The following is a 26,042-nucleotide window of genomic DNA, read 5'->3' as shown; positions in this document are numbered from 1 at the left end:
TTGTGATTAAAGTTCAACGACAACACTCATTCCCATACGCAGTTCAGGTTCGGGTTGAGCTGGACGAGCTTCTACTTCAAAGGTACGAAGATCAAAACCTTGAGAAGCATCGGTTGCTCTCCACGTTGCAAAGTCACCCATAACGGCAACATGCGTTACTTTGAACTCAACATTTTTATTTAAGGCAGGCAAATAGGCATCAAAGGTTGCTCCTTTTTTAAAGTGTTGAAGGTAATCTTCACGCACATTCAGTGTCGCCCAGGCATCTTCTGTATCTATCACAGTAACTACTGGGAAGCCCTGAGGTGCTAATTCACCACTTTGAAGCAGAACTTGAGAGACTTCGCCGTCGAACCAGCTGTAGATCTGAGTATCTTTCGCATACGCTTCTACTTCGGCTACGGCACCTGATGCCATGCGCGCTTTTTCCGCCGCAGCCACTTTGGTTTCACTTCTAGCGCCTTCTTTTGCCATTTCATACATTTGAAACGCAGCACTTTCTGTGTATTTCGCTGCTTGCCACTGAGTTAAAGCTTCATCGCGTTTTTGTTCTGCAACCACGCCATCGTTATAAAGGTTATTCACACGATTGTAGGTTTTTTCCATTAAATTCGCAGCGGCTTTGGCTTTCATCCACTGATCTTTTGCTGCTTGGATTTGTTGCTCACGTGCGCCTTTCTCAGCTTCTTGAGCTAAGGCGTCCGCCGCTTTTTCACCTGCTTTTGCTTGTTCTAACTTCGCTTCAATTTCAGGACTATGAAGGGTAAAAATAAGCTGACCTTTCTCTACATCGTCGCCTTTACGTACCATGACCTCATCAATACGCCCTGGAACTTTTGAGGAAATACTGTATTGCTGGGCTTCAATTAATCCCTGTAAGCGGATCGGTTCCGGTTGATAGGCTTGGTAAAATTGATACCCAACCCAAGAGGCAACACCCAAAGCACAAAGTGAGAGTAAAACGGGTTTTAGTGATTTAGCTGCCATGATTTATTTCACCTCTTTGGATGTTGAAGCAGGGATATAAGCGGTATTTTGATATTGTTCGAAGCTGTTCATTTCACTGCTCAATGCGAGTAGCTTGGTTAAAGATATTAAATAGCGGAAACGCGCCGCTGAACGCTGTGTTTCTATACTCGCGACATAAAGTTGTGCATCCACAACATCCAGAGAAGACGACAGACCCTGAGTAAATGCTTTTTCACGCAAGCGCAGGTTTTCGTTAGCGAGTTCAATGCTAGATGCGAGCCCTTGTACTTCATCAATGGCTTGCTGAGCCTCCAAGTATGTCTTTTGGACTAACAGCGATAAGTCTTGTTTGGCTTGGGACTTTAATGAGTCGACCTGCGAGACGACGCTTTGAGCGGCTTTGACTTTTTCGCTTCGCCCTGATGATTCAATCAGTGGAATGCTGACACCAACACCAACTAACCAGTCAGGCTTCATTTGGCTTGCGAGAGAATCGTCTTCATACAAGCTGTAGTCGCCGTAAAGATAAACTTCAGGGTAGTATTTCCCTTTTTCTGCTTTGATTAAGCTAGAGGCTTGTTTGTGTTTAGCGCTCAGAAGTTCTAACCCCGGATAGGTAAGCAGCGTTTGATCGACAAAAGCGCTAAGAGGGGGAAGACTGTCGTTGATAAACAAAGATTCAGCGGGCTCTACGGCATCATCTTGCGCGAGTAATTTACCTAATGCAGCCTGAGCGATACTCAAATCGCTGGCTGCTTTACGTGTTTCTACAGATGCTTTATCTAAAGAAGCCTCGGCTTGCAGGCGCTCAACGTGCGCGATTTGTCCTTGCTCTTCAAGCTTAATGGCAAAATCTCGATGCTTTTTTAGCCCAGCTTCAACCGCTTGCCGCGTTGCGAGTACTTCCTTTGCCAGTACGACAGAAAAGTAGTACTTCGATAAATCTTCAAAACGCGCTTGTTGTTCCATTAAAAGCTGACTTTTCGCCTCATCCGTTTTGCCTTCTGCTGCTGATTGAGCCGCAGAAATTCGACCACCAGTAAAAATTGGCCAAATGGCACGAATAGACGAAGAGAAAATATCGCGCTCGGTTATGGTCGAAGTGGTATTAGCTAAGGCACCAAAAATAGGCTGAAAAGCAGGAGGTACGTTAATGTGTGCTCCTGTGCTGTCTAGGATCTGTTTTCCCGACAGCGTGATATCGGTATCTAAACGCGTGTAATTCGCGCCAATAGTAACCTGAGGTAAGTTGAGATTGCTGGTGGCACTCTCTTGGTATTGGTAGTTCTCGACGTTTGAGCGTTGAGCTTTGAGAGAATAGTTGTTTTCTAGCAATAGCTGCCATGCGGTATCAAAAGTGATCGGTGCCGCATGACAGGCAAGGGAAATCGAGCTGCTAAGTAAGCCCAGTATCCAAACCTTTCCTGTTTTTTTCATAATGGCTGCTTTGTCGTAGAGTATTAGCTCTAATATAAAGGATTCGTAACTGCGTGTTAAGTAGGAGGGAAAATTGGGCAGTAGTATGCGCCCAGTTATATTTGTGCTGGGCGCGGGAGATGTTACAAATTTATTTCGTATATGGACAGTGAAACTCTGCTCTCCACTCGAGCTGACGAGAACCTCGCATCGTATTCAATAGATCTTTTCCGCTCATTTGAGGGAATGATAACAGGACTTTGAGATCAGAAGTACCGCCTCCGTTTTTTTCATAAGCCCTGACGTGTGTAAATGTTGAATACATATTCTCTGACAGCATCGCCTTATTCAGGCATATTCCAAAGGTATCGCGTTCCATGTTTGGTGTTCCTTCTAACTATAAATGCACCTCTGTTTATAGTTTTCCAGTTTTCAGATGGTGTCTAAGTGTTTGTCATATAGTCAGTATTTGTGTTTTGTTTTATTTTTGTCCAAACCACTGACATCAATGTTGAGCTTTTAATAGACTTCCAGCTTCACTGCTTTCAAACCGAAACTCTCATTGGTTTCGTTGATTAAAAATTATACGTTGTAAAGTCTAAAAACGCCTCAAAAACCGCTAAAATCGATGTGATCGCGATCATGATTTTAAGGGCAATTTATGTATGGAATTGAGTATCAGAGAGGAATGCTAAATTTGGTGAATGGTTGTAATTTTATGTTTCAGCTCGTCGATTAATTAACCGTAAACTCTGCGGTTTGTTTGCCTTCCTCACAGATTTATCACCGCGACAACGTCATGCTGTTAACTGAGTGTTAACGTTACGCTCAAGAGTGAATCACAAGGATGTATCAATGAGTTGGAAAACCATCAGCTTTCGTAAGCGGATGCTCATTATCATGACGCTATCGGGGTTGATAGAGCTGTTATTGCTTGTCGCCGCGGGGTTCACTTATCTCAAAATCAATCAAGAGCAAGAAATGGGAGAAAAAGCACTGGGTGTTGCCCGTTTTTTAGCGGACTCAGCGGTTGTTCGTGAAATGATCGAAACCCAAAACCCCCAGCCATACCAACTTCGCTTTAGAGAATTAACCGAAGCCATAGGTGCTGCATTCATCGTTATTGGCGACCATAAGGGAGTACGCTTAATCCACCCTGTTGATGAGCGGTTGGGCAAGCCAATGAGAGGTGGCGACAATCGTCGAGCGCTAGAACAGGGGTTGTCTTATGTTTCGACGGCACAGGGCTCGTTAGGTTATTCAGTTCGTGGTAAAGCTGCGATTTTTGACGAGGAAGGGAACATCATTGGTGTGGTTTCGGTTGGCTATTTGCTCGACCGACTGCAAGACCGCATCGAACCATTTTTGGCCTTTTTGATTTTAATGGTCATCGTAGTTGTCGTCGCTAATGCCATTGTATCCAATTATGCGTCGAGAAAGTTTCAGCGCGCCATTTTAGGCTTTGAGCCTGAAGAGATAGGGCGGTTGTACGGCGAATTAGAAGTGACGATGAGCACTATCAAAGAGGGCGTGTTAAGCATTGATGCCCAAGGGATACTTCGCTCGATAAATCGTAGTGCCTGCCAGATTCTCGGTATTGATAGAGAATCAGCGCTCAATAAACCTTTGACTGATACGCTGCGTGATAGCGATCTATATACAGTGTTAGAAAGCGGGCAGGAAGATCATGATATTGAAATATTCCTTAATCATAAGCGCCTGATTGCAAATCGCTCTCCAATTTATGTTGATGGAAAAATCGTGGGGGCGGTATCGAGTTTCCGTTTAAGGGATGAAATTAATGATCTAACCGAGCAGCTATCACAAACCAAGGAATATGCAGATTTGTTACGTTCGCAAACCCATGAGCATCGCAATAAGCTAAACACTATCAGCGGGCTAGTACAAATGGGTGAGCTTGATGCGGTGCAAAAGTTAATTGGACAAGAAACCGCTCACTATCAAGCAATGATTGAGTTTTTAAGAGATACCGTTAAGGACCCGCTAATTGCAGGTATGTTGCTTGGAAAAACTGAACGTGCTCGCGAGTTAGGCTTACAACTGGTGGTTGAGGAAGGCAGTCGTCTGGAGCCCCTGCCTGAGTGGCTAAATTCGGAAGACCTAGTCACAATTTTGGGTAATTTGATTGATAACGCTTTCGATGCCACGTTAACTTCAATTCGCGATGAATCAAATGTTGCGTCAGAACGCAGAAACATTGATGTGTCCGTTAGCGATTACGGAAATGAAGTGATACTTGAGGTGATAGATCATGGCTGTGGCCTCCCAAAAACAATGGATCCACAAACATTATTTACAAAAGGCGTTTCGACGAAATCTCGCCAAAATCGAGGTGTTGGGTTACACCTTGTCAATCAGCTTGCTACTCGATATCACGGCCATGTTGAGATGATACCCAATACAAATTATGGGACAAGAATAACGGTGTACTTACCCAAGGAAGAACAATTATGAGTATGGCGACTCGCGTAATGATCATTGAAGATGATCTGGCTATTGCTGAGCTGCACCACAAATACTTAAGCCAACTGACAGGTTTGGAAGTGGTTGGAATTGCGACCACGAGAATGGAAGCAGAAATGCAACTCGACATTCTTAAGCCAGATTTACTATTGATGGATGTCTATCTTCCCGATGGCACAGGGCTTGAGATACTAAATACACTGCGTGCAAGTAACCAAACGTGTGATGTCATTTTGATTACAGCCGCAAGGGATGTCGATACATTACAACAGGCGATGAGGGGTGGCGTTGTCGATTACCTGTTAAAACCCGTGATGTTTCCACGCTTAGATGCCGCACTGAAAAAGTATGTGTCCCAACGCCAACAACTAGACATCGTGGAGAGTTTGGATCAGAACCTCGTTGATAAAATGCTGCAGTCTCATGCCAATCAAGACAACTTGCCGAACCGATTACCAAAAGGGATTGATGGTGTAACCCTAGACAAGATCAGAGAGTTGTTCCCAAATGGCAGTGCGCTGACCGCTGATGAGGCAGGCGAAAAGATCGGCGCGAGCCGAACAACGGCGAGGCGCTATTTGGAGTATCTGATCAGCACAGGTGAACTAGAGGCTGATTTAAACTATGGGTCGGTAGGTAGGCCGGAAAGGTGCTATAAAAAAGTGACACGGTAGCGTTTATATTGATGCTCTATGCAAAATAAAAAGCGATGGCTTATTGTAGAAACCATCGCTTTACAAATTACGGCTGTTCCGCTCTAAGAGGTTAGAAGTTGTATTCTAACTTCGCTTCGATAGAGCGCTCAGCGCCAAACCAACAGTTATTTTTGTCGTAACAAGAATAGTATTCTTTATCGAATAGATTGCTTGCAGAAAGCGTGACGCTAGCCCCTTTCATTGATTCAGATACCGTTGAGAAATCGTAACTTGCTGCCAAATCAAACAAGGTGTAGTCCGGTACTTTTTGACTATTCTGTGCATCAATTTGTGCTTCTCCGACATAGCGAACGCCAGCACTGGTACGAAGGCCTGAAAGATTTCCTTCAAAGAAGTAATTTGCCCATAGAGAGGCCGTTTGCTCAGGTACCCAAACCGGCGTTTTACCTTCTTGGTTGTAATAACTGTCCTCGGTAATCTCCATATCGGTATATGTATAGCCTAGAGTGAAATCAGCTTGTGCTGTGGCTTGCCATTTTGCCTCAAGTTCAATACCTTGTGATACCACTTCGCCCGCTTGATAGTTCGGTGCATATGGGTTATTCGGATCGGTCAAGATCGCGTTTTTCTTCGTAATATGGAAGAGTGCTAAGTTACCTGAGATATCACCAGATAATGGTGCGTATTTAAAGCCTAACTCCCATTGATGACCGGTTGATGGCTCAAATGCTTTACCAGAAGAGTCGGCACCCGCAATTGGCTCAAAACTTTCCGAGTAAGTAAGGTATGGCGAGAGGCCAAAATCTAGCTCATACAAACCACCGACTCGGAAAGATACGTTGGTATCGTCTAACTCTTCCTTGCTGTTGGATACTGCTCCTAGATAATCGCTAACGGCGTCTGTATTTGAATCGTATTTATCCCAACGAAGACCTGCAATCATTACAAGTTGGTCGTAACGAACTTGATCTTGGAAATAAACGCCAATCTGCTTCGTTTTGATATCTAAGTTTTGTTTGTATTGGAAATTCAGTGCATTACGATCAATGCTGTTGTGGTCAGGATTAAAAATGTCCTGAGTTAGCGAATACCCAAGCGTGTCTTTGTATTTTACATCTGAGTCTAGATACTGATAATCAAGCCCGAACAATAAGTTATGTTCAAAATTTCCTGTTTTAACGTAGCCAGATAGTTGGTTGTCAATCACAAAGGATTTGGACTTTTCATCGGTTAAATAGGCATTTCGACCAACGGTACGGTTATCCGCTTCAAGTGCACCGTTATATGTGTTTTCCTGATAGGCATCGGCGGTCATGTAGCGGGCATTCTGTAGAAATTGCCAATTGTTGTTAAAGTCGTGTTGGACTTTGTAACCCATCATCAGAACTTCGCGTTCGTAAGTGTTCCAGCCCTCATCCCCCAAATAGGTGCTTGGTGACATCGAGCCAAGTGGGTTTTTAATCACTGAGCCAGACGCAGGCACAGTCGTGTAGATACCTGCTGATGGATCATTTTGATAGTAAACATTCACGTTCACTAATGTGCTTTCTGTCGCTTGCCAATTGAAAGATGGGGCGAGTACATAACGTTCATCTTCAGACGTATCGGCTTGACCATCTCGCTGTTTTGCCAGGCCGACGATACGGTAATCCACATTAGAATCACCAATTTGTCCTGTGGTGTCGAACGTTAGTTCTTTTAGGCTGTTAGTCCCAGTACTAATCGAGACAGAGTGCGAGGGTGTTGACTGAGGCGCCTTGGCGATAATGTTGACCATACCTCCTGGTGGAATATTGCCGTAAAGAACAGACGTTGGCCCTTTAAAAACCTCGATTTGCTCAAGAGCAACGGAATCGACCTGCGGTTGAAGGTTCCAACCGTTGTACAGCAAAGGAAGACCATCATAAAAGTTGGTGTAGTTAATAAAACCACGAATATTGAATAGGTCAAGTCGGGAAACGGCACCGCCACGCAATTCTGTATTTACGCCAGGTGCATAACGCAATGCTTCGCTCACCGAGTTTACGCCGCGCAGGTCCATGTCATCTTTAGTGATTACCGTGATCGCTTGCGGTGTTTCCTCCGGTTCTAAAACGGTTTTAGTTGCGGTGTTTCGGTATGTTTCTCCTAGCACCGTAATCGTTTCGTGTTGGGATGTGCTCTCAGTTGCATTGGCGTGGCCAGCGAGCAATGCGGATACGACGATAGCAACCGCTGAACGATGAAATCGAATCGGACTTTCCATATTTATAAATTCCACTACTTTTTCTATTTATTGATAATGATTGTTATTTGTATTCTATATTCAAAGAAATAGGAAAAGTTAACAATTTGGTGCAAAACACTAATCTTTGGAACTTATTCTTCTGTTCTTAGGTTTTAAAGATAGCGCGTCGTTTGGCTCTACAGGAATCCAATACTGCATTTGTGCTTGTTCGCTATCAACATCATAACCTTCTGGATAAAGCTCTAACTCATAACCATCGATAGCATGATAATTAGAGTAGGGTAGCCAATGTAAAATAAACCATTCTAGCGTTGAGGCGAGCTCTGATGCTTTGCCTATGTGTGTAATGACGGCGTAGGTTTGCTCAGGAACAGCCAAGAGGTCTAACCCCGAGTTGGAAGAGTTCGTTGATCTTGGTGCGTTTGCTGTTGGACTGCACTCATAACCTGCCCAATACTCAAGTTGTTGGTTGTTTGAATACGCTTGAGTCACATCAATCACGCCAAAGTAACTACTTTCCGAATTGTTAAGGTTTTCAGATGAATAAAGACGTGACCAAAGTGACGGTACTTTGGATTGGAAATCGGGCGTAGCGGAAAACAATCCGTGAATAGGTTCATGATAACCAGCAAGTTCAAAAGCCGGTTTTGTTTCTATTCGAACTTCAATAAAGCGCTGATGTTTTTTCTCTTCTTCTGGTGTCTTACGCAGCGTCAAAGGTTGCCTCAACCCGGAGAGTTGTTGCGTTTTTCGATATTCGCGGGGGCTTTTTGAAAACATATTCCTGAACGCACGGCTAAATGCGTGTTCAGATGTAAATCCCATTTCTATCGCTATATCTAACGAGCGGTCAGAAGTATGGATTAAGCGCTCAGCCGCAAGGCTAAGTTTAAGCTCTCTGATGTAGTGAGCGACGGATACGCCAGTGTGTTGTTGAAATACGCGTTGCAGTTGCCAGCGCGACCAACAACTTGCTTTCGATATTTCATCTACGCTCAGAGTGCTGTCTAAGTTGGTGTGAATGTAGTCAAGCACCGATTGTATTCGGTTTATGGGATGTGGGTTAATGGCGCTTGATTTCATGGCGTTCTACTTTCACATTAATAGTGATTTCATTATCTTTAATTGAGTATCATTATCAATAGGATGATGAAATAAAAAGTAAGTAACACAGATCACGATAAAACTGTAATGGATTGCAAGGATGAGTAATTATTGTCCATATTAGAGTTTTTGCTTAAATTTTGGAGCGTTCAGATGAAACTTTTTTTATCAATAAAATACAATCGCTTATGACGTTTTGTGCAACTTATTTAAACGTTTGCACTGGCAAGTGTTGATGTAAATCAAATAGTCGTAGACAATATTGCCCCGTGTCGGACTCTCCTCCAGCGAGTACAGTGTGTACTTTTGAGACATAAGTGACTTAAATGACCTCAATACGTCGTGTTTCCAAGAATCGGAAATGCAACTTCTTGAGGTTCTTTGGGCCCATAGACTTTACCTATCAACGTAATAGGTAAGACCAATTTTCTATTTTGAGGTGCCATTGATAGGGTTGGCTCATTCTCTAGCCGTATCCGGGCACACAATAAGTACCTCGTTTTTAAGGGAAAGATGATGGTAATACCAGAAAACAGCAGCATCGTTATTTTTGGTGCTTCAGGTGACCTTACGTACCGTAAGCTCATTCCTGCTTTATACCACCTCTACGCGAACAAGCAGCTTCCAGAGAATTTTGCCATTCTGGGTGTAAGTCGCACTGAATACAGTGATGAGTCTTACCGCGCGAAGCTGAAAAAATCGCTTCAGGAAATGGAAAAGACTGAGCCAGAAACGCTTGATGCATTTATTAACCATCTGCACTACCAAGCAATTAATACTTCTGACACACAAGATTACGGTAAGCTATCTTCTCGCTTAGACCAACTTGCGGACGAATATCAATTCGAGCAACGCAATACGCTTTTTTACTTAGCAACCCCACCAAGTTTATACAGTGTGATCCCTGCAAGTCTTGCAGCACATGGTCTTAACAGTGAAGAGGATGGCTGGAAACGCCTGATCATTGAGAAACCATTCGGCTATGATCTTGAATCGGCGCGTATTCTGGACAAAGAAATTCACGAGCACTTCCAAGAGCATCAAATCTACCGAATTGACCATTACTTAGGTAAAGAAACGGTACAAAACCTACTTGTGCTTCGTTTCTCTAATGCGATGTTTGAGCCACTTTGGAACCGTAACTTCATTGATTACGTTGAAATCACAGGCGCAGAATTCCTTGGCGTAGAGGAGCGTGGTGGTTACTACGACAACTCTGGCGCTGTGCGCGACATGTTCCAAAACCACTTGCTACAAGTATTAGCAATGGTAGGTATGGAACCACCAGCGCAAATCAATGCAGACTCGATGCGTGATGAAGTGGTAAAAGTGCTTCAATGCCTAAAGCCATTAGACGAAAACGCTCTGCGCAATGACCTAGTATTAGGCCAATACACGGCGTCTGAAGTCCGTGGGCAAAGCCTACGCGGCTACCGTGAAGAGCCGGGAGTTGCAGACGATTCTCGTACAGAGACTTACATCGGTTTGAAAGCGTACATCAACAACTGGCGTTGGAATGGCGTGCCATTTTACGTGCGTACTGGTAAGCGTCTTCCAACACGCGTTACTGAGGTGGTTATCCACTTTAAACAAACACCGCATCCTGTGTTTGGTCAAAACGCACCAGAAAACAAGCTGATCATTCGTATTCAACCAGACGAAGGCATTCAAATGAGCTTTGGCTTGAAAGAGCCAGGCGCAGGCTTTGAAGCGAAGGAAGTGAAAATGAACTTCCATTACGCTGACCTGCAAGAAACGCAAATGCTAACGGCATACGAGCGTCTTCTACTTGATGCTTTGAATGGTGATGCTACGCTATTTGCACGTAGTGATGCGGTGGAAGCGTGCTGGCAATACGTACAGCCAATCTTAGATTTTAAGCAAGATCCACAATCCCTCTTCGGGTACGCATGCGGCACTTGGGGACCTAAAGAGTCAGATGACTTGTTACAGCGTGATGGCCGCGCTTGGCGTTTCCCATGTAAAAACTTAACAGATACGGATTACTGTGAACTATGATCAACCATAAGATCTACCAAACAGCAGAACAGGTAGTTGAAAGCCTAGCTAACGATATGAAAGCGTTTAGCGAAATGGGCAGACCTGTTCACATCTCTCTTTCTGGCGGCAGCACTCCTAAAATGCTGTTTAAACTACTGGCTTCAGAGGCTTACGCAACCTCCATTCAATGGGAAAACCTCCACTTTTGGTGGGGTGACGAACGTTGTGTTGCCCCTGACGATGCAGAAAGCAACTACGGTGAAGCGAACACGTTGTTGTTTAGCCAAGTAAATATTCCTGCGGAAAACATTCACCGCATCCGTGGCGAAGATGAGCCTAAAGCAGAAGCCGAGCGCTTTGCAAAAGAGATGGCAGAGGTGATCCCGAGTGAAAACGGCACACCTGTGTTTGACTGGATCTTATTAGGCGTTGGTGCAGATGGTCATACAGCTTCTCTGTTCCCTGGCCAAACGAATTATGATGATGCGAACCTATCTCTTGTGGCGTCGCATCCTGAATCGGGCCAACTTCGTGTGTCGAAAACCGCACGCGTATTAGAAGCAGCGAAACGCATTAGTTACTTAGTGCTTGGTGCAGGAAAAGCGGACATTGTTGAAGAAATTAACAGTTCACCAGCACACGCACTGCCATACCCAGCGGCTAAGATTCAAGCGAAATCGGGCCTAACGGAATGGTATTTAGATTTAGACGCGGCAGCAAAAATTGCTTAAGACGCTGCTCGTCGATGAAATAAAATTGGAGAGAAACAATGAAAGGTGATATCGGTGTAATTGGCCTAGCAGTAATGGGTCAAAACCTTATCCTAAACATGAACGATCACGGCTTTAAAGTGGTTGCTCACAACCGTACTGCTGCTAAAGTAGACGAGTTCCTGGAAGGTCCAGCAAAAGGCACGAACATCATCGGTGCATACTCTCTAGAAGAACTAGTAGAGAAGCTAGAAACGCCGCGTAAAGTAATGTTGATGGTTCGCGCTGGTGACGTTGTAGACAAGTTCATCGAAGCGCTAGTACCTCTGCTAGACAAAGGCGACATCATTATTGACGGTGGTAACACTAACTACCCAGATACAAACCGTCGTGTTGCTGCACTACGTGAAAAAGGTATCCACTTCATCGGTACTGGTGTATCTGGTGGTGAAGAAGGTGCGCGCTTCGGTCCATCTATCATGCCTGGCGGTGCTGCTGAAGCATGGGAAGCGGTTAAGCCTATCTTCCAAGGTATCGCTGCGAAAACTGACGCTGGTGAGCCATGTTGTGACTGGGTTGGTAACGACGGTGCTGGTCACTTCGTTAAGATGGTACACAACGGTATCGAATACGGTGACATGCAGCTTATCACAGAAGCTTACCAGTTCATGAAAGACGGTCTTGGTATGTCTGCAGACGAGATGCAAGCAGTATTCGCTGATTGGAACAAGACTGAGCTAGACAGCTACCTTGTTGAAATCACGGCTGACATTCTTGGCTACAAAGATGAAGACGGTGAGCCTCTCGTTGAAAAGATCCTAGACACAGCAGGCCAAAAAGGTACTGGTAAATGGACTGGTATCAACGCACTAGACCTAGGTATTCCACTAACACTTATCTCTGAGTCTGTATTCTCTCGTTGTCTATCTGCACTGAAAGACCAACGTGTTGAAGCTGAATCTCTATTCGGTAAGACAATCACTCCAGTTGAAGGCGACAAGCAAGAGTGGGTTGATGCACTACGTCAAGCGCTACTAGCTTCTAAGATCATCTCTTACGCTCAAGGCTTCATGCTAATGCGCGAAGCGTCTAACGAGAACGGTTGGGACTTAAACTACGGTAACGTAGCTCTAATGTGGCGTGGCGGTTGTATCATCCGTTCTGCGTTCCTAGGCAACATCCGTGATGCGTACGAAGCGAACCCAGACATCGCATTCCTTGGTTCTGATGAGTACTTCAAAAACATCCTACAAGGCAGCCTAGCAGCATGGCGTAAAGTAGCAGCGAAATCTCTAGAATCTGGTATCCCAATGCCATGTACGATTTCTGCGCTATCTTTCCTAGACGGTTACACAACAGCTCGTCTACCAGCGAACCTGCTTCAAGCTCAACGTGACTACTTCGGTGCTCACACTTATGAGCGGATTGACCGTCCACGTGGTGAATTCTTCCACACTAACTGGACTGGTACAGGCGGCGACACAGCGTCTACAACTTACGACGTGTAATCGTTTTAAGTAAACCGACTAAATATAAAGATATAAAGGGATGCCCAAGTGGCATCCTTTTTTGTTTTTGCTTTTACGGAACTTCAAGAGCGCCTAGGCGCTCTTTTCAGTGGTCGTTTTCTTGTTTTGATAAAACCTGTCTTTTAGGTAGAGAATTGCACTGACCACAAGAGCCACTAAAGAAACAGTGAATAGGGCGTACATGCTGAGAATCCATGCGAATGTGGCCGTCAAGAATGCAATGAAGGAAAACATTCTGCTGAAAGACATCACATGGCCAAGTTTGTTACTTTTCATAAACGCCTCCCGAAGCTAAGTGGGGATAGACAATTGTGGTCATATGCCACACTTTTAATTGTCTGCTCTTTTGGGACGTTTCACACAAAAAAGTGGCTAAAGATTTCTCAAAAAAGGTGAAATATTGAACTGGTAGACAAATCGTTAAACTGAGTTGCACAGATATGACTTCGGTTGTCTATCACTTCAAAGTTTTTAACTACGCAGATTAAGGGCATGTAGCGCTATTATTATCGTATTCGAACTCTACGATACACAATTGCAAGTGAACCTACACTCGTAAGCTCATCCCTGTCGTCAGTTACAGTAAAAGCTTTTTTCTCTGTTTAACAATACCTTAGTAACTACGGGCAATTAAATCTGTTTTTCGATCGAAACTCAGATTGCACAAAAGGTGAAAAAGAGTGCTAGGTAAGCCTCTAAACTACGCCTATAATTAGCGCCCGCATGGAGGATGTTTATTATATGAACATCCTTTATTTTTTGAAACTAGCAACAAGGATCCAGTAAAACATGTTTTTCTGGTTTTGTTTACGTCGACCAAGAAGGTAATTAACACAGCAAATTGAGGTTCTAAGATGACTCTTAACAAGTACTTTGTTTTCATTCCAGCAGAATTGGAACAGGAAATGCACAAGGACAATCAAGTGATCTCTGAGAAGGAAACTCAACGTCAGGCATTAGTAAAACAGGCACAACAACAAGGCGGCCTGTAAGCTAGGTTTCAAAGAGAAAGAGCACCGCAACGGTGCTCTTTTTGTATCTGAGGTCGTAGAATTAACTTAATATGCCAAGGCTTTTCAACTTTCTGTAAATGGTATTTCGGCTCACACCAAGCATACGAGACGTTTTGCTAATGTTCCCCTGGTTGGCTTGATATGTTTTGAGCAACTTATCTTCGACGGTTGCACGCAGTTCTGAAGTTGGTTCAGCGGATGCTGCTCCTTCTTGAGCTTGGCTGAGTTTCTTACTTAGGTGGGCTGGGACGTGTGTGAGTTCCAATATTTCTTCACCTTGCGCCATTAAGGCGGATACTTTGATTAAACTATCGAGTTCACGCAAATTTCCTGGCCATGAGTAAGACAGCATCAGAGAAAGTAGGTGAGGGCAAAGCTGTTGTTCAGATTCGGCGTGACGCCGATGAATGTTCTCAATCAGTTGTCGTTTGTCATCACGTTCCTCAAAGCGAGGTAGCTCAATGATCAAGCCATTAAGGCGATAATACAAATCTTGGCGGAACAATCCTTCGCTGACCAAATGTTCCAGATCTTTATGCGTGGCTGCAATGATTTGCGTATCGACTTGAATACTTTGGTTTGAACCCACGGGAAGCACGGTTTTATCTTGCAATACATGGAGCAAGCGGCTTTGAGCTTCCAAGGGTAAATCTGCGATTTCATCCAGAAACAAAATCCCTTTGTGTGCTTGGCGAATTTTCCCCTGATAGCCTTTGCTGTTTGCGCCAGTAAAGGCACCGGCTACGTAGCCAAATAATTCAGATTCAACCAGATCTTTTGGTAGCGCTCCGCAGTTAACGGAAACCAACGGTCCCGTTTTTCTCTGGCTGTTTTTATGAAGCGCTTTCACAAACTCGTTTTTGCCAACACCAGTCTCTCCGAGAATCAACAAACTGATGTCTTTATCGATGACGCGATTGGCTTGCTGCCAACAGTGCTCAACTGCGGAGTCGCCATAATGAAGATCATTGGACGCCGCTACAGCACGAGACTTGACCTTGCTATCTTTATCGGTAAGCGGTTTTGTTTTGAAAACGAAAGGGTGCTCATTTCCCCGAGTGGATAGAATGTCGTCTAAGGATTGCCCAATGATACTTTTTTGCGCAAAAAGTTGAGAGGCTACTTGATTGTGAGCCAAAACTTGTCCGTCTTCATTTGCAATGATAATTCCTTGCCAACCACTATTCAGTAAACCTTTTTCGCACGCTAAATCCACACGAATATGCCCTTGTGGAATCAAGTTAAGTAGTTGATTCTCCACTTGCTGGACCATGTTTTGTACTAGTACTTGCGTTGAGAAGTCATGTCTCTTTTGCTCGCTCGTAATATCTAATACGCCAATGAGGTTACCAAGATGATCGAAAATAGGATTAGCCGAACAGCTAATAAAACGATGGTGTTGGATAAAGTGCTGATCACCAATAACAGAAACGGGCTTTGCTTCAACCAAGGCTGTACCAATCGCGTTGGTGCCTTTGACCTTTTCTTGCCAGCATGCACCAGAGCTTAGCGAGATTTCCGTTAACTTTTCACGAAATCTAGGCTGTCCCCAACTGCCGATGATGACACCATCTGAATCCGTCAAAATTAAGCGACTGTCGCTATGAGCAAATAGCTGATTAAACAAAGGGAGCGCAAATTGAGTGACTGTCTCTAGCAAAAAATTGAGTTGGTGACGCCTATCTTGGAGCGTCGCTGGCGTTACTCGAATATCTTCAGGGCGTCGACGCTGTTTTAAACCCGCTTGTTCACTTCTGACCCATGAAGTTGAAAGCCAATTGTTATCGCTAATATGTTGAAGTTCCATGACTGTACCATTTTGTCACAGTGAGGGTGTGCCATTTTGGAACACTTGAACATTGGTGTTCACACCATACATCCGCTCAAACATCGCTCACTTGGTTTGTTATCGCTTGGTAATCATAGTTTTACATTTAATTAACAACAAGTGTGGCGTAGTTGGCGTGTGACTTGCGTAATGCTCTTTGTGAACAGTGCGATACGACACTGCAATAACACATTGAACGAGAAACAAAAGGAAGAGTTATGATCTATGCACAGCCAGGTAGTGAAAATGCCATTGTTAACTTTAAATCGCATTACGATAACTTTATCGGTGGGGAATGGGTAAAACCAACGGGTGGTGAGTACTTTGACAATATCTCACCAATCAACGGACAAGCGTATTGTAAAGTTGCTCGCTCTGGCGAGGAAGATATTAATTTAGCACTGGATGCCGCGCACAACATCAGAGCAAAATGGGCCAAAACCAGCGTGACAGAACGTTCGAACATCTTGCTGAAAATTGCTGACCGTATTGAGCAGCATCTAGAAGAGCTTGCAGTTGCAGAAACTTGGGAAAACGGCAAACCAGTTCGCGAAACCTTGGCGGCAGATTTACCTTTAGTAGTGGATCACTTCCGTTACTTCGCTGGCTGTATTCGCGCACAAGAAGGCAGTGCGGCAGAACTGGATGAGCACACCGCAAGCTACCACTTCCCAGAACCGATTGGTGTGGTTGGTCAAATTATTCCGTGGAACTTCCCAATGTTGATGGCGGCTTGGAAACTAGCACCGGCACTAGCGGCGGGTTGCTGTGTGGTATTGAAGCCAGCAGAGCAAACCCCAACATCCATTCTGGTTCTGATGGAAAAAATCGGTGACCTTCTTCCTCCTGGTGTCATCAACGTTGTAAACGGATATGGTTCTGAAGCGGGTCAAGCATTAGCAACCAGCAACCGCATTGCGAAACTCGCGTTTACCGGGTCTACGCAAGTTGGCAACCACATTCTGAAATGTGCAGCAGACAACTTGATCCCATCGACAGTTGAGTTAGGTGGTAAATCTCCAAACATCTACTTCTCAGATATCTTCGATTACGAAGATGAGTATCTTGATAAGTGTATCGAAGGTACGTTACTTGGTTTCTTCAACCAAGGTGAAGTTTGTACTTGTCCATCTCGCGTACTGGTTCATGAAGCGATTTATGACAAGTTTGTAGAGAAACTGACGGAACGTGCACAGCTGATTAAACAAGGTAATCCGCTCGATACCGATACTCAAGTTGGTGCTCAGGCTTCTCAAGAACAGTTTGATAAGATTTTAAGTTACCTGGAAATCGGCCGTGAAGAAGGCGCAAAAGTGGTCTTTGGTGGTGGAGTGTCAGAACAGCCAGAGTCTATCAACCAGGGGTACTACATTCAGCCAACCATGTTGGAAGGCCACAACAAGATGCGAATCTTCCAAGAAGAAATCTTTGGCCCAGTGATCGCTATCACCAAATTCAAAGATGAGGCAGAAGCGTTGGAAATCGCAAACGACACCGAATATGGCTTAGGCGCAGGTGTTTGGACACGTGATGCGAACGTCGCATATCGTATGGGCCGTAATATTGAAGCTGGTCGAATCTGGATTAACTGTTACCACGCTTACCCTGCACACGCAGCGTTCGGTGGTTACAAAAAATCGGGTATCGGGCGTGAAACGCACAAGATGATGCTGGACCACTACCAGAATACTAAGAACTTGCTGATTAGCTACAGCATCGACCCGTTAGGCTTCTTCTAGTGAAACTAAGTAATTAATAAAGAAAAAGCAGTATGAATCAAAACCCCGAATCTTCGGGGTTTTTTATTAGCGTGAGCTTGTCGGCTGAAGGTTAACTTAGATGTTTAACCTGCTTATATTGTGATATCAGGAACGTTGAATTATCGCCACTTTTCGTTCCATAAGCTTTTCTACGGCGGCGTTTTGCTTGTCAATATTGAGTTGCGGATCAAAGTCCAAAACGCGATTGCAAGATTCGAGACTGGCAAATTGATTTAAACATTCACCAAGCTCTCTTTTAGAGCTTGTTCGCATCAGACTGCTTTCTGATGAGGAGAGTAGGGTGACTTTACGGCCATGAAACGTTCCTTGCGGCACTGCATCATTTTGCTGCGCTTGTTGAACGTCATGAACCGATGAATTGGTGTATGTGGATTGGATGTCATTGGACATAAAGACACCTAAACTCTCAAGTCTAAAGTTTGTGGCATCGGTGGTGCCTCATCAATGGTTACATGCGAAGACAATAACGCTTCCCACGACTCGCTGTGCGTCAGCAATTCTGCTAAAGCTGTTTCAAAATATTCGTAATCCAGTCGCCTAATGTTAATGAGTCGGTTTAAACATAGGACATGTCGGTGGTTATCCAAACTAAAAAATAACTGGTGCTCAGGCCAGTGATAATTAAAGGCCAAGAAAGAACGATAAAGATCGGAATTTACAATTTGAAGGCCAACAATCTCAGCTTCGAGCTGCAGAGTTGTCGATTCAGGATGAAAGATGATATGCACCCTTAGATTATCATCAAAGGCTAAGCTTACTTCATTTTCCGTTAGATGCAGTGCAGGCAAGCCTATTTGATGAGCAAACTTTAGCAAAATCTCATCGATAGTTTGGCGTGCTGACATAGGAATAGTCCCTTTTGAAATTTTATCAAGGAAAATATTAGATGTATCTCTTCATGTTTATCAATATTAGTCGGTTGTTATTATATTTTGGCTTTTAAATGTGTTGAGAGAAATAGAAAGGCAAAAGTAAATGTGTTCAGATGCATATCTCAATGGCAATGAGATATATGAATATCATTTTTCTCTAATAAACTTCAATTAAGGAAGGAATGAAAGTGAGCAGAAACTGCTTTTGAAATTACAGTCCATGTTAACTACGTGTTGTTGAAAAATGCGATTTATTGTCCGCTTGTAGTATAAATATAAGTTGATCTTTTATATTTTTACATAAAGAATTGTGTGAATTTCAAATGAGCTAGATTATATAAAATAAGTTTATGGGGTCATAATGAACAATTCTATATGGGCTGGTTTTATTGGGTTATTCATACTGAGTGGGTGCAGTCAGACTGTGTCCGTTAATGGGGTGGATGGCTTTGATACACAGAGTCAGGCATCAGTCTATGGTTGGGTTTCTGTCGACGGCTACTTTCCACCTTCGATTACTTCTCTTGAAGTGGAAATATGTAAAATTATTGATAATCAATGCCTTAAATCGGCATCTCAGAGCTACCAAGGTGTTCAGTTGCCTGTGCAGTATTCGTTTTTAATTGCACCAATTCAAGCTGGTGAAGGAAAAATGAAGATTATTGGAAAGCTTTATTCAAACGGTGATCTCGTTGCGGAAAAAGAAAAGAACTATTTATTTTTTGAGGGAAATAAACAAGAAAACTTGATTCTTGTTCCAAAAATAAACAGATAAAATTTTAAGTACTACATTTTTATTAGAGTTTTCTAATTTATAAAAATAAAGACTATATCTTTCCTGTTGTGAAAGATTTGTTGTCTTTTATAAACATTAATTACATGACTTTGAAGTCATCGGGTCAGTTGTTTTTTAGACTCATACTTGTTGCAAAAACAGTATTTTTTATGATTATATCTCGCTCCTTGAACACGTTGGCTTGGCGTTTTAGGCTATAAAATATACATTTTTATGATTTTGGAAATTTAATTTTGTTCTCGAAACGGTGCCGAAATCTATTTAATTGTATTCTAATGTATAACAAAACAACCAAACTTAAATAACGAAATGATATTTAAGTTTTGGCTAATGATAAACGCTATCTGATAAAAATAATAAAGACGGACAGCAGAAATTTACTAAGTCAAACCTTTACCTTTAGGTAAAGGTAATGCTTGGGTTATTTGCTAATTATTCGGGGGGTATGGTAAGTGATAGAACTTCTATGCTCTTTTCTTTGCTTCTTTAATTCATACAGCAGTACTTAGAAATAACAACAATCAAAGTAGTGCTTTGAAAGTTTCTCAACATTTGCACTGAGAAACTCAAAATAATGAAGGGTAGAAAATGGATGTGTCAGGCCAACTAAACTCAGAAAGGGTCGACTCGAGTTCACGAAAAATTCGTAGTTTTTCCTGCTATGAAAAATCTGACGAAGTATTTCACTCAGACCAGTCTCACATTGTTGTCGTTCACAATGGTCAGCTTCGAGTTCAAACAGGTGATTGCACAATCGATGTTGCTGCAGAAAATGGGGTATTTCTATCCCAAGGGGATTACTTGTTAGAGTACTCTCCGCTAGATGGGGCATACAAAGCGTCGATTATTGCCTACGACAATGAACTCGTTAGTCAGTTGCTGCAAAAACACAGTGATCTCTTGATGATGCTGCCTAAGGTAGACAAAGTTTGTTCTGGTTTGTTTACTTTTGGTTTGAACATACTCGTTGAACAAGTGCTTTCCAGCATGCAGACGCTTGAGCAACAAGCGTACCCTGATGCCATTATGTGCCTAAAATACGAAGAACTACTCATTCTCTTGCTACACAGCAAAGGAGGAGAATCACTGTATGCGTTGCTGTCACAACAAACAAACCGTACGTCGGAACGGTTACGTCGATTTATGGAACAGCATTACTTAAAAGAATGGAAGTTGACAGACTACGCGCAGGAGTTTGGTGCCAGCTTAACCACTTTTAAAGAGCTTTTTAATGAGCACTATGGCATTTCTCCAAGAGCTTGGATCAGTGAGCGTCGACTACTGCATGCTCATAAACTGCTGTTGACGAGCAAGATGAGCATCGTAGATGTGGCGATGGAGGCAGGGTTTTCCAGCCAGTCTTACTTTACGCAGAGTTACCGTCGTCGTTTTGGAACGACCCCAAGCCGCGTACGTTCGGGAGACGATCAAGTGGCTATCGCGAAATGAAATGACTTGGGACTAAAATTTTCTGACTAATTTTGAAAGTCACTAACCAGTGTAAATTCTATTATGTATCGTGTAACAACGAACGATTAAAAATTATTACATCTCTTTCTTTCTGGATTGTTCGAAAGGGGTGCGGAGACGAACATAAATGAAAAAGCAGCATTGGCGACGCCGTTCGCTTTTTCCAGACAGCATAGTGACACAGCGGAAAGTGACTGTTTTACAAAGAGGAGCTCGTTATGAAAGCGCCTCGAAACCTACGCAGGATCTCAATGTTGTGCACGTCAATCACCGACAATTGTTGAGTGAAGGCGTCATAAATTATGAGCAGTTATCTTTACTTCAACGCTTGTTGGATAGAAATGTCGTCGATAGCCTGTGCGCTAGCCAGTTAGTAAAAACGTATCAAAAACTTGGTGCTTCGATAGACCGGTTTGCCATGCGTTTATTTTTGGAAATTGGATCGCAGCTCAGTGATAGCAGCACAATCACAACGTTCGAACAAAGGCTGGACTACATCAACTCTCGTCTGGGCTTTCGCTTTAATTTGGCTGTCCCAAAAACGTTGATGCTTTGTTTCCATTTATCACTCAACGAGTGGATTAACCGACAAGTCGATCAAAGTGCTCTTCATGCTTCGATTAAAGTTGAACAACTTATCAATCAACTCGATATTCAGAAGGAATATTGGTCGAAGCTATCAGGGGAAGACACCAGTGCCGTCTTTGTTCAACAGCAACTCGATCTCATTAAGAGCCAGCAGCATCAACTTAAAAAGCAACTTGGGACGTTAAGCGAACAACAGTTGCAAGTGATTGAATGTCATCGTTTGTTAATTGAGAAGTGGCAACCGTCTTTAGACGAGCTGAAAGGGTTCGCGGAGTACACCTCGACAACCGAACAATTTATTTCTGAGTGGAAAAATTGGTGTTCGGAAGTGCGACTTGAAGCCCCTGAGCTGAACGAAGTTTGGGATGCATGCGATGTGGTTTACAACGACCAAAATGCGGTTGCGAAAGTATGGCAATGGTTCAAGAACATGCAAACTGTTGGTGATATCGATCACTACTATTTTGATACTCAAAGTGGTCAGTGCGGCCAGGCTTGCAATCACCTCAGCCAGATCTAAATAGGGCGTTAAATGTTAGATAAGATGATGAAATCTTTAGCGGAAGCGCTAAAGGTAGGGGATTTTATTGCCTCAGAAAATGGTTCTTACAACATCGAGGTTGACCAGTTATCACTGACCATCAAGCAACATGCGTCATGGATTTTATGGGAAGCGACGTTACCCTTCCAGTTTAAAGAGCATCTAGATTATCAACAAGAACAAGCGTTACAACGTTGCATGCAGCTCTCATTAAAAACCATTCGTGAGGATGGCGGCGTACTGACAACCAATGATGATCAGCAATTGATTTTGCAAAGTAAAGTAAGGGTTGAGGACTGTTCGGTGGAACGGTTCTCTACTTTACTTTCTAAGCACGTCAATCTATGTGAACGTTACATTGCATTATTGGAACAAGAACGCGTGAACCACACAATCAACCATACAGTGTGGTTACCATGATGCTAAAAATCTTTCCCAACATTAGACGTGCTGCAACAAAGGCATTGTTATGCGCAGTGAGTGTTGTTCCTTTGGGATACGCGCAAGCAACAGACTTACACTGGCCCGAACAACCGTTCCGCTACTATGCAGATAATGACTCATTAAAAGAGTTGTTGAATAACTTCGGTGCAAATTATCGTGTCTCGGTTTCTGTTAGTGACAAAGTCAACGATCGAGTGAATGGGCGTTTTACCCCTGAAGATCCGGCGGAATTCCTCGATTACTTATCGCAAGTGTACAACTTGATGTGGTATTTCGATGGTGCCGTCTTACATGTCTATAAGGCGACAGAAACTCGCTCACGTTTACTTCAATTGGAATTACTTACGGCTAGAGAGCTACGCAGTACGTTAATTTCCACCGGCGTTTGGGATTCTCGTTATGGCTGGAGAGCTGCTGAGAGTAAAGGGTTAGTCTATCTTGCGGGTCCTCCACGTTATGTCGACTTAGTGGTACAAACGGCGGAGGCATTGGAAACGCGCTTGCTGCAGAAATCGAATTCAACCGACGAATTATTCGTTGAGATAATTCCTTTGAAGTACGCTTCTGCAACGGATAGAGAAATTGCATATCGAGATCAGACAATTACGGTCCCGGGCATCGCATCGGTGTTAAAACGGGTCGTGTCTGGTGTTCAAACGCAAGTGGCGAGTGCGTCTAGCAAAGAAGTTACCAGTTCAGATAAGCCTGTAAAAAGTAATAAAACCGCCTCAGTTCATGGTGGCGCAACAGTTGAAGCAGAGCCGGGCCTTAATGCGATTATCGTTCGTGATACTCAAGCACGATTACCGCTCTATCGTAAACTGGTCGCGCAATTAGACCAGCCGCAATCAAGAATTGAAGTCGCGCTATCGATTGTCGATATCAGTGCCAACGATTTAAGTCAGTTAGGCGTGGATTGGCGAGCAGGAGTGTCTGTCGGAAACAACCGCATTGTCGATATCAAAACAACAGGTGATGTGAATTCGGGGGATGTGACGCTCGGCAGTGGACAGAACTTTAAGTCCTTGCTTGATTCAACCAACCTAAATTACTTGCTGGCTCAAATTCGTTTATTGGAATCCAAAGGCAGTGCTCAAGTGGTTTCAAGACCAACATTGTTAACTCAGGAAAATGTCGAAGCGGTACTGAACAACAGCAGCACGTTTTACGTCAAGCTGGTTGGTAAAGAAACCGCAGCGCTGGAAGAGGTCACGTATGGCACGTTACTGAGAATTGTCCCACGTATCGTTGGTGATAGATTTGCTGCACGACCTGAAATTAACCTGAGCCTTCATCTCGAAGACGGTGCAAAGATCGCTGATGGTGGTGTCGATGATCTTCCTTCCGTTCGTAAAACTGAAATCAGCACCTTAGCGACGGTTAAACAAGGGCAAAGCTTACTTATCGGTGGTGTGTACCGAGATGAAGTGAGCCATCAGTTACGTAAAGTGCCATTGCTAGGAGACATCCCATATTTAGGCGCGCTGTTTAGAAGTAATACCAATACTAAGCGCCGCACAGTACGAATGTTTATTTTAGAACCTCGAATTGTTGTGGATGGTATTGGCGATAGTGTGTTGATTGGCAACGAATATGACTTGCGACCAAGTATCGGCAAGCTTAACAACATCTCCAACAATAGCGCTGAATTTAAATCGGTAGTGGAAGTATATAGCTGCACATCGAGGGTTCAAGCCGAGCGCTATCAACAAGACTTATTGTCACAGCAAAAGTCGTCTCAATTAACGCAGTGCCGATTACCAACAGGGCAAAAGGGTTGGCGGGTGAAAGTATTGGAATGTGATGACTCACAAAGTGAGTGTGTGCGCCCTTCAGAGGAGTCTTAACCGCGATGCAGCAATGGAAAATTCGTATTTTATCAGGCGTGCATACCGGAGTAGAAGTCACCTTGCCTGAAGGTGCTCTCGTGCTTGGCAGTGACGACTTTATTGCTGATCTTGTACTGTCTGATGCTGGGGTCGAAGCGAACCATTTCACCCTCGTTTGCCAGCAAGACTCGGTCATTTTACGAGGCTGCGAAGAGGCAAATATTAACAGTGAAGACATCGCTGTTGCAGGTGATGGTATCGAGTTGTCACGCCATGCTGTTGTCTCGGTCGGCGTTGTGAAGTTCGCTCTGGGATACGCGGAAGATGCGTTAATTGTGAGTAACGTCAGCGACGAATCTAGCCAACAGAATACACCTGTGGTTGCTGTGCAACGCTCTAGCTGGAAAAAAACAACGCTCATCGTTTTGCTTTGTAGTTTTGTCCCGAGTGTCATTTTTGCCGGTATGTGGTACAGCCAAGCTAACGGAAACAACAATGAAATTGTTACAGAAGCAGAACCCATTGTTTTGGTACGTAACATCTTAGGCGAGCTCAAACTTAGCGACGTTCGCGTGGAATGGAATGCCGCCGCACGCCAAGCAGTCTTAGAGGGCTATGTTGAAGACCGAACACAGAAACTCGATCTGCTTGGTCGAATTGATGTATTGGGCATCAATTACAAAAGTGACTTAAGAACGATGGAAGAAATCCGTCGCGGGGTTCGATTTATTTTGCGCAACCTCGGCTATCACCAAGTGAAAGTCGAAAATGGCGATGAGACCGGCACACTGCTGCTGACGGGCTATATCGATGATGCCAGCCGCTGGAACCAAGTTGAACAAATTTTGGAGCGAGACGTGCCGGGTCTTATTGCGTGGAAGGTTGAACTGCAGCGAGCTGGTGCCTACATGGATACGCTAAAAGCGTTATTGACGGATGCGGAGCTACTGAAAAAAGTCCAGTTGGTCACCAGCGGTGATCGCATTGAAGTTCGTGGTGAGCTTGATGATATCGAAACGACTCGATTTTACGGTGTGACCCGAGACTTCCGGGAACAATATGGTGAGAAACCGTACTTAGTTTTGAAATCCATACCTAAGGTGAGTAAAGGCACCAACATCGATTTCCCGTTTCGTAGCGTTAACTTTGGCCAGGTTCCATATGTGATTCTAACCGATAACGTTCGCTATATGGTCGGTGCAAGAACGCCTCAGGGCTACCGAATATCCAGTGTTACACCTGCTGGTATTGAGTTGGTTAAAGGCGGGCGGGTGATAACAATAGAACTTGGATATGAAGGCGAGACGAACAATGACAAATCTTGAACAAATTTTAAATAACGACACAAACGGTGCGGAAGTGCACAAGATTAAGAGCAAGCTCTTAGAAGCACAAGCGGTGGTGAAACGTCAGTTGGATTTAGGGTGCTCACCACAGCAGTACCAATTGCTACTCAAACAGTATGAAGCTTACACCGCCGCCCATGCGGTCGTTGAATCATACGAAGCTAACTAAAAAATACGAGGAAGTCTTATGTCATTTTACGATGCTAGTAACAGTGTAAACCTTGATGATGTTAAAGCTAAGTTAGAACAACAAGCGAAAGATGCCAACACAGAAGTGACGGCAGCCATCAAGAATCTAGAAACCAATGCCGATGATCCATCAAAGCTTGCCGAGCTTCAGCACGCGATCAACAAATGGTCTGTTGTTTACAATATCAATGCGACCACTACTCGTGCGATTAAAGATGTGATGCAGTCGATTCTCCAGAAGGTGTAAAG

24 protein-coding genes are annotated in these 26,042 nt (G+C 43.8%); 15 read left to right on the top strand and 9 right to left on the bottom strand.

The window, feature by feature from the left end:
- Positions 1-6: 6 nt before the first annotated feature.
- The 3 genes from R7Q41_RS19500 to R7Q41_RS19490 form a co-directional block, all read right to left on the bottom strand.
- Positions 7-987, bottom strand: a complete 981-nt coding sequence (locus tag R7Q41_RS19500) for an HlyD family secretion protein (RefSeq protein ID WP_005377122.1) — start codon at positions 985-987, stop codon at positions 7-9.
- Positions 988-990: 3 nt separating this feature from the next.
- The gene (locus R7Q41_RS19495) at positions 991-2,406 is read right to left on the bottom strand and encodes a TolC family protein (protein ID WP_025768106.1); all 1,416 of its coding nucleotides are present in this window, start codon (positions 2,404-2,406) and stop codon (positions 991-993) included.
- A 130-nt stretch (positions 2,407-2,536) separates the two neighbouring features.
- Positions 2,537-2,764: a hypothetical protein gene (locus R7Q41_RS19490; protein WP_005377125.1), complete on the bottom strand. Its 228-nt coding sequence runs from the start codon at positions 2,762-2,764 to the stop codon at positions 2,537-2,539.
- 476 nt (positions 2,765-3,240) lie between these two features.
- Here R7Q41_RS19490 and R7Q41_RS19485 point away from each other — a divergent pair, with 476 nt between their 5' ends.
- Positions 3,241-4,860 carry a sensor histidine kinase gene (locus R7Q41_RS19485; RefSeq protein WP_005377131.1) on the top strand — a complete coding sequence of 540 codons (1,620 nt, stop codon included), beginning with the start codon at positions 3,241-3,243 and terminating at the stop codon, positions 4,858-4,860.
- Positions 4,857-5,543 carry a response regulator gene (locus R7Q41_RS19480; RefSeq protein WP_005377133.1) on the top strand — a complete coding sequence of 229 codons (687 nt, stop codon included), beginning with the start codon at positions 4,857-4,859 and terminating at the stop codon, positions 5,541-5,543. Before R7Q41_RS19485 ends, R7Q41_RS19480 begins: the two co-directional genes overlap by 4 nt.
- A 91-nt stretch (positions 5,544-5,634) precedes the next feature.
- Here R7Q41_RS19480 and R7Q41_RS19475 read toward each other — a convergent pair whose 3' ends face one another.
- Positions 5,635-7,770: a TonB-dependent siderophore receptor gene (locus tag R7Q41_RS19475; protein WP_318144638.1), complete on the bottom strand. Its 2,136-nt coding sequence runs from the start codon at positions 7,768-7,770 to the stop codon at positions 5,635-5,637.
- A gap of 99 nt (positions 7,771-7,869) precedes the next feature.
- Positions 7,870-8,835, bottom strand: a complete 966-nt coding sequence (locus R7Q41_RS19470; protein WP_033906176.1) for a helix-turn-helix domain-containing protein — start codon at positions 8,833-8,835, stop codon at positions 7,870-7,872.
- 537 nt (positions 8,836-9,372) lie between these two features.
- On the opposite strand from R7Q41_RS19470, the gene zwf reads away from it, so the two are divergent.
- From zwf to gnd, 3 genes are read left to right on the top strand one after another with little or no spacing between them, the layout of a single operon-like run.
- Positions 9,373-10,875, top strand: a complete 1,503-nt coding sequence (zwf, locus tag R7Q41_RS19465; RefSeq protein ID WP_017634563.1) for a glucose-6-phosphate dehydrogenase — start codon at positions 9,373-9,375, stop codon at positions 10,873-10,875.
- On the top strand, positions 10,872-11,588 hold the full coding sequence (pgl, locus tag R7Q41_RS19460; RefSeq protein ID WP_017634562.1) for a 6-phosphogluconolactonase: 717 nt from the start codon (positions 10,872-10,874) through the stop codon (positions 11,586-11,588). Before zwf ends, pgl begins: the two co-directional genes overlap by 4 nt.
- A 38-nt stretch (positions 11,589-11,626) precedes the next feature.
- Positions 11,627-13,075, top strand: coding sequence for a decarboxylating NADP(+)-dependent phosphogluconate dehydrogenase (gnd, locus tag R7Q41_RS19455; RefSeq protein ID WP_005377160.1), 1,449 nt, complete (start codon positions 11,627-11,629; stop codon positions 13,073-13,075).
- A gap of 93 nt (positions 13,076-13,168) precedes the next feature.
- Here the strand turns inward: gnd and R7Q41_RS19450 are convergent, their stop codons facing one another.
- On the bottom strand, positions 13,169-13,372 hold the full coding sequence (locus tag R7Q41_RS19450; protein WP_005377162.1) for a hypothetical protein: 204 nt from the start codon (positions 13,370-13,372) through the stop codon (positions 13,169-13,171).
- Between the two features lie 578 nt (positions 13,373-13,950).
- Between R7Q41_RS19450 and R7Q41_RS19445 the strand changes: the two genes are divergently transcribed.
- The gene (locus tag R7Q41_RS19445; protein WP_005377165.1) at positions 13,951-14,088 is read left to right on the top strand and encodes a hypothetical protein; all 138 of its coding nucleotides are present in this window, start codon (positions 13,951-13,953) and stop codon (positions 14,086-14,088) included.
- Positions 14,089-14,149: 61 nt separating this feature from the next.
- Here the strand turns inward: R7Q41_RS19445 and R7Q41_RS19440 are convergent, their stop codons facing one another.
- A complete protein-coding gene (locus R7Q41_RS19440; RefSeq protein ID WP_064368463.1) occupies positions 14,150-15,916 on the bottom strand; it encodes a sigma-54-dependent Fis family transcriptional regulator in 1,767 nt (588 codons plus the stop codon).
- A gap of 239 nt (positions 15,917-16,155) precedes the next feature.
- Between R7Q41_RS19440 and R7Q41_RS19435 the strand changes: the two genes are divergently transcribed.
- Positions 16,156-17,676 (top strand): aldehyde dehydrogenase family protein, encoded by a 1,521-nt coding sequence (locus tag R7Q41_RS19435; RefSeq protein WP_005377169.1) that lies wholly within the window; start codon positions 16,156-16,158, stop codon positions 17,674-17,676.
- A gap of 126 nt (positions 17,677-17,802) precedes the next feature.
- Here R7Q41_RS19435 and exsE2 read toward each other — a convergent pair whose 3' ends face one another.
- Positions 17,803-18,108: a T3SS regulon translocated regulator ExsE2 gene (gene exsE2 / locus R7Q41_RS19430; RefSeq protein ID WP_104975361.1), complete on the bottom strand. Its 306-nt coding sequence runs from the start codon at positions 18,106-18,108 to the stop codon at positions 17,803-17,805.
- A gap of 8 nt (positions 18,109-18,116) precedes the next feature.
- On the bottom strand, positions 18,117-18,563 hold the full coding sequence (gene exsC / locus R7Q41_RS19425; protein WP_005377174.1) for a type III secretion system regulatory chaperone ExsC: 447 nt from the start codon (positions 18,561-18,563) through the stop codon (positions 18,117-18,119).
- A gap of 388 nt (positions 18,564-18,951) precedes the next feature.
- Here exsC and R7Q41_RS19420 point away from each other — a divergent pair, with 388 nt between their 5' ends.
- The 8 genes from R7Q41_RS19420 to sctF all read left to right on the top strand — a co-directional run bounded on the left by R7Q41_RS19420 (position 18,952) and on the right by sctF (position 26,040).
- Positions 18,952-19,365: a YscW family type III secretion system pilotin gene (locus R7Q41_RS19420; protein WP_054575044.1), complete on the top strand. Its 414-nt coding sequence runs from the start codon at positions 18,952-18,954 to the stop codon at positions 19,363-19,365.
- 609 nt (positions 19,366-19,974) lie between these two features.
- Positions 19,975-20,835 (top strand): AraC family transcriptional regulator, encoded by an 861-nt coding sequence (locus R7Q41_RS19415; protein WP_005377191.1) that lies wholly within the window; start codon positions 19,975-19,977, stop codon positions 20,833-20,835.
- A 148-nt stretch (positions 20,836-20,983) separates the two neighbouring features.
- On the top strand, positions 20,984-21,964 hold the full coding sequence (locus R7Q41_RS19410) for a T3SS regulon anti-activator ExsD domain-containing protein (RefSeq protein WP_005377193.1): 981 nt from the start codon (positions 20,984-20,986) through the stop codon (positions 21,962-21,964).
- Between the two features lie 12 nt (positions 21,965-21,976).
- Positions 21,977-22,405, top strand: coding sequence for a YscB family type III secretion system chaperone (locus R7Q41_RS19405; protein WP_054575043.1), 429 nt, complete (start codon positions 21,977-21,979; stop codon positions 22,403-22,405).
- Entirely contained in the window at positions 22,402-24,276 is a 1,875-nt protein-coding gene (sctC, locus tag R7Q41_RS19400; protein ID WP_212755378.1) for a type III secretion system outer membrane ring subunit SctC, read from the top strand. The genes R7Q41_RS19405 and sctC overlap by 4 nt, the downstream gene beginning before the upstream one ends.
- Positions 24,277-24,281: 5 nt before the next feature.
- Positions 24,282-25,583 (top strand): type III secretion system inner membrane ring subunit SctD, encoded by a 1,302-nt coding sequence (gene sctD / locus R7Q41_RS19395; protein ID WP_065274578.1) that lies wholly within the window; start codon positions 24,282-24,284, stop codon positions 25,581-25,583.
- Complete coding sequence (locus R7Q41_RS19390; protein WP_005377198.1) at positions 25,570-25,773, top strand: EscE/YscE/SsaE family type III secretion system needle protein co-chaperone; 204 nt, start codon at positions 25,570-25,572, stop codon at positions 25,771-25,773. The genes sctD and R7Q41_RS19390 overlap by 14 nt, the downstream gene beginning before the upstream one ends.
- An 18-nt stretch (positions 25,774-25,791) precedes the next feature.
- The gene (gene sctF, locus R7Q41_RS19385) at positions 25,792-26,040 is read left to right on the top strand and encodes a type III secretion system needle filament subunit SctF (RefSeq protein WP_005377199.1); all 249 of its coding nucleotides are present in this window, start codon (positions 25,792-25,794) and stop codon (positions 26,038-26,040) included.
- Positions 26,041-26,042: the final 2 nt, after the last annotated feature.

Origin of the sequence: Vibrio sp. 2096 (assembly GCF_033339595.1) — a bacterium.
GTDB classification, from domain to species: domain Bacteria; phylum Pseudomonadota; class Gammaproteobacteria; order Enterobacterales; family Vibrionaceae; genus Vibrio; species Vibrio alginolyticus.
The sequence above is the reverse complement of the archived record's forward strand: the minus strand, read 5'-3'. Positions and strand labels throughout refer to the sequence as shown.

Coding starts and splice junctions, on each gene's coding strand:
- R7Q41_RS19500 (WP_005377122.1), bottom strand. CDS start 987: ATGGCAGCTAAATCACTAAAACCCGTTTTACTCTCACTTTGTGCTTTG.
- R7Q41_RS19495 (WP_025768106.1), bottom strand. CDS start 2,406: ATGAAAAAAACAGGAAAGGTTTGGATACTGGGCTTACTTAGCAGCTCG.
- R7Q41_RS19490 (WP_005377125.1), bottom strand. CDS start 2,764: ATGGAACGCGATACCTTTGGAATATGCCTGAATAAGGCGATGCTGTCA.
- R7Q41_RS19485 (WP_005377131.1), top strand. CDS start 3,241: ATGAGTTGGAAAACCATCAGCTTTCGTAAGCGGATGCTCATTATCATG.
- R7Q41_RS19480 (WP_005377133.1), top strand. CDS start 4,857: ATGAGTATGGCGACTCGCGTAATGATCATTGAAGATGATCTGGCTATT.
- R7Q41_RS19475 (WP_318144638.1), bottom strand. CDS start 7,770: ATGGAAAGTCCGATTCGATTTCATCGTTCAGCGGTTGCTATCGTCGTA.
- R7Q41_RS19470 (WP_033906176.1), bottom strand. CDS start 8,835: ATGAAATCAAGCGCCATTAACCCACATCCCATAAACCGAATACAATCG.
- zwf (WP_017634563.1), top strand. CDS start 9,373: ATGGTAATACCAGAAAACAGCAGCATCGTTATTTTTGGTGCTTCAGGT.
- pgl (WP_017634562.1), top strand. CDS start 10,872: ATGATCAACCATAAGATCTACCAAACAGCAGAACAGGTAGTTGAAAGC.
- gnd (WP_005377160.1), top strand. CDS start 11,627: ATGAAAGGTGATATCGGTGTAATTGGCCTAGCAGTAATGGGTCAAAAC.
- R7Q41_RS19450 (WP_005377162.1), bottom strand. CDS start 13,372: ATGAAAAGTAACAAACTTGGCCATGTGATGTCTTTCAGCAGAATGTTT.
- R7Q41_RS19445 (WP_005377165.1), top strand. CDS start 13,951: ATGACTCTTAACAAGTACTTTGTTTTCATTCCAGCAGAATTGGAACAG.
- R7Q41_RS19440 (WP_064368463.1), bottom strand. CDS start 15,916: ATGGAACTTCAACATATTAGCGATAACAATTGGCTTTCAACTTCATGG.
- R7Q41_RS19435 (WP_005377169.1), top strand. CDS start 16,156: ATGATCTATGCACAGCCAGGTAGTGAAAATGCCATTGTTAACTTTAAA.
- exsE2 (WP_104975361.1), bottom strand. CDS start 18,108: ATGTCCAATGACATCCAATCCACATACACCAATTCATCGGTTCATGAC.
- exsC (WP_005377174.1), bottom strand. CDS start 18,563: ATGTCAGCACGCCAAACTATCGATGAGATTTTGCTAAAGTTTGCTCAT.
- R7Q41_RS19420 (WP_054575044.1), top strand. CDS start 18,952: ATGAACAATTCTATATGGGCTGGTTTTATTGGGTTATTCATACTGAGT.
- R7Q41_RS19415 (WP_005377191.1), top strand. CDS start 19,975: ATGGATGTGTCAGGCCAACTAAACTCAGAAAGGGTCGACTCGAGTTCA.
- R7Q41_RS19410 (WP_005377193.1), top strand. CDS start 20,984: ATGAAAAAGCAGCATTGGCGACGCCGTTCGCTTTTTCCAGACAGCATA.
- R7Q41_RS19405 (WP_054575043.1), top strand. CDS start 21,977: ATGTTAGATAAGATGATGAAATCTTTAGCGGAAGCGCTAAAGGTAGGG.
- sctC (WP_212755378.1), top strand. CDS start 22,402: ATGATGCTAAAAATCTTTCCCAACATTAGACGTGCTGCAACAAAGGCA.
- sctD (WP_065274578.1), top strand. CDS start 24,282: ATGCAGCAATGGAAAATTCGTATTTTATCAGGCGTGCATACCGGAGTA.
- R7Q41_RS19390 (WP_005377198.1), top strand. CDS start 25,570: ATGACAAATCTTGAACAAATTTTAAATAACGACACAAACGGTGCGGAA.
- sctF (WP_005377199.1), top strand. CDS start 25,792: ATGTCATTTTACGATGCTAGTAACAGTGTAAACCTTGATGATGTTAAA.